Source organism: Stieleria sp. (assembly GCF_041595215.1).
In the GTDB taxonomy this organism is placed as follows: domain Bacteria; phylum Planctomycetota; class Planctomycetia; order Pirellulales; family Pirellulaceae; genus Stieleria; species Stieleria magnilauensis.
Window position 1 is genome coordinate 1 of the sequence record NZ_JBFHKV010001206.1, and the last position, 2,364, is coordinate 2,364.

Here is a 2,364-nt window from a genome sequence, read left to right on the forward strand (position 1 = left end):
GCAAAGCGAAGAGGGAGCGGGGCGCAAGGTCCCACCGAGTCTGCAGGGACTGGTTTCTCGGTTAGGGATCGACTTGTCGATGTGGCGTGATCTGGTCTGGAACTTTCAACGTTACTTCGGCAATAGCTGCTGTGCGGGATCACCGAGCGGCATGACACAGTTCGCCGAGTCGAGCGGTCGCAAATGGGCCAAAGGACACCGGCAAGTCGCCGAGTGCTTCGCTGCATAACGAAAGCCTGATCCGAGTCCCTTCGGTCTGCAATTGCGCATTCAATAGTCCACGATCGTATCGTGGCCTCGTTGCAATTAGCATCGACATCCAGCGACACTACAGTAAAGACCCGCTGCGATTCGCTTTCCAATAGCACTGAAGGACTGTTACGATCGCTGTTGCAGTCGTCGCGGTCACAGGAGGTGGGTGGCACCAGTTGGGAGGGGGGCGAACCGTTCGATGCTGGCGGCGGTCACGAGCGACAGAAGGTGGGTGGCACCAGTTGGGAGGGGGCGGCTGTTGGTTGTTGGGCTGTGGGAGGGGGGCTGAATTAGAGCGATTCCAGGAACGCGTCTTCTTTGGCGGCCGGCAAGCGATACTTGCCACCGGAGGCGCCTCGGTTTGATGCGCTGTCTTGCTCTGAGGTCTCGCGTCCGGACGCTTCACCGGATTGCCCGACCAGCAGCATCAAATCGGCGGCCAACCGTTCGATGCTGGCGGCGGTCACGAGGGTTTCATCACTGCCGGAGGTTGTGCTTTGCGCCGTCTCGGCGACCATCGTGATGCTTTTGACGATTTCATAGCTGCCGGTTGCGACGTCGGATATGTTGCGCGAGATTTCCGAGGTCATCGCCGTTTGCTCTTCGACGGCGCCGGCGATCACGTTTTGGCTTTCATCGATCTCGCGAATGATCTCGCTGACCAACCCGATCGCATTGACCGCTTCTTGCGTGTCGGCTTGGATCGCTTCGATGCGTCCGATGATGTGTTTGGTCGCCCGACTGGTTTCTTTGGCAAGCTCCTTGACTTCGTTGGCGACGACGGCAAAGCCTTTGCCGGCCTCACCGGCCCGGGCCGCTTCGATGGTCGCATTGAGGGCCAACAGGTTGGTTTGTTGGGCGATCGAGTTGATGACCTTGATGACGTTGCCAATTTCCGCACTGCTTTCGCCCAGGCGGGTGATGGTCTGGTTGGTTTGTTCGGTGGCGCACACGGCATTGCGGGCGACCGAGGCGGCATTGGCCGCGTTGGCGGCGATCTCTTTGATGCTTTCTTCGAACTGCTCGACGGCGGTCGCCAAGGCATGCGCATTGGCGCTGACCTCTTCGGCCGCCCCGCTGGCCATGGTGGCCTGATCGCTGGTGTTCTCCGCGTCCCGCCGCAGCCGCCGGCTGACATCGGTCAGGTCGTGGGTTGAAAGGTAACGAAGGTTGGTCGCTGAGCGACGCAGTGGCAGGATGGTTTCGCGGGCGACATAAATGCCGAAGCCGGCGATCCCCAACAGAATGCCCGCGGCACCGGCGAGCGACCACAGCATTCGCGCATCGACCAGGGCTTGGACAGCCGCTTCGTCGGCCGCATTGCGACGGGTCGCCATCGAAGCGACCGCATTGACCGCGTCGCGATGTTGTTCGTATTGTTGCCGCATCGGCCCGCGAGAAAGCAATTTGGCCGTCTTGACATCACCGTTCAAACAGGCCGGCACGAACTCCTGATCCCGCACCCGAAAGAAGGCCTTTGCCGTTTCGTAGCACTCCACCGTTTTCAGCTTCTTCATCGGTCCTTCGGCGAGTTCCTGTTCCCAGAAACGATGACTGGTTTCGAATTTCTGCTTCAATTCGATGCCGCGTTGAACCAGTTGTTGAATCTGTTCCGCACCGACACCCTCTTCCACCTCGTGGGCCATTTCGAGCGACAGCAGATAGGATTCGATGAGGTTGTTGGAAGGCGGAACCGTGTCCGAAATCAAATCCTTCCCCTGAATGATTCTGTTGTAATAGGGGCCATGGACTTTGGCCACCGATAACGTATTCCAAGACCACAATCCGTAACCGACAAAGGAGAGTGCACAGGCACCGACAAGGATGAAGATTTTGGAGCGAACGGTGAGGCGATTGAAGGACACGAAACTATTCCTTTCCGGCGTGAAGATTGAACGGTAGCTTGGGCAGGTGGTGATGACGTCAACGTCAATCAGTGGCGGTGGCGGTGGCGACGCGATCGGCATCGAGGATCAGCAACAATCGTTGTTCGAGTTTGTAGGCACATCGCAAGAACGGACGCTGCCGGCGGTGCAGCGTGCCGGGCACCGATTCGCAGTCCGCCTGATCAACCCGCATCACGTCACCGATTTCATCAACCAGTAAACCGAC

The 2,364-nt window shown here is 58.7% G+C and carries 2 protein-coding genes and 1 pseudogene; 1 reads left to right on the top strand and 2 read right to left on the bottom strand.

The features are described 5' to 3' along the window. Positions 1 to 229, top strand: a pseudogene (locus ABX749_RS29720) (hypothetical protein); the annotation flags it as partial. Positions 230 to 542: 313 nt separating this feature from the next. Here ABX749_RS29720 and ABX749_RS29725 read toward each other — a convergent pair. Together ABX749_RS29725 and ABX749_RS29730 are read right to left on the bottom strand one after the other, a co-directional pair. Next, positions 543 to 2,219: a methyl-accepting chemotaxis protein gene (locus ABX749_RS29725; protein WP_372899226.1), complete on the bottom strand. Its 1,677-nt coding sequence runs from the start codon at positions 2,217 to 2,219 to the stop codon at positions 543 to 545. Further along, on the bottom strand, positions 2,182 to 2,364 hold a 183-nt coding region (locus tag ABX749_RS29730; protein WP_372899227.1), incomplete at its 5' end, for a chemotaxis protein CheW. The genes ABX749_RS29730 and ABX749_RS29725, both read right to left, overlap by 38 nt.

Bases quoted from the DNA above. Each gene is read 5' to 3' on its own strand.
- ABX749_RS29725 (WP_372899226.1), bottom strand. From the start codon at position 2,219: ATGCCGATCGCGTCGCCACCGCCACCGCCACTGATTGACGTTGACGTC.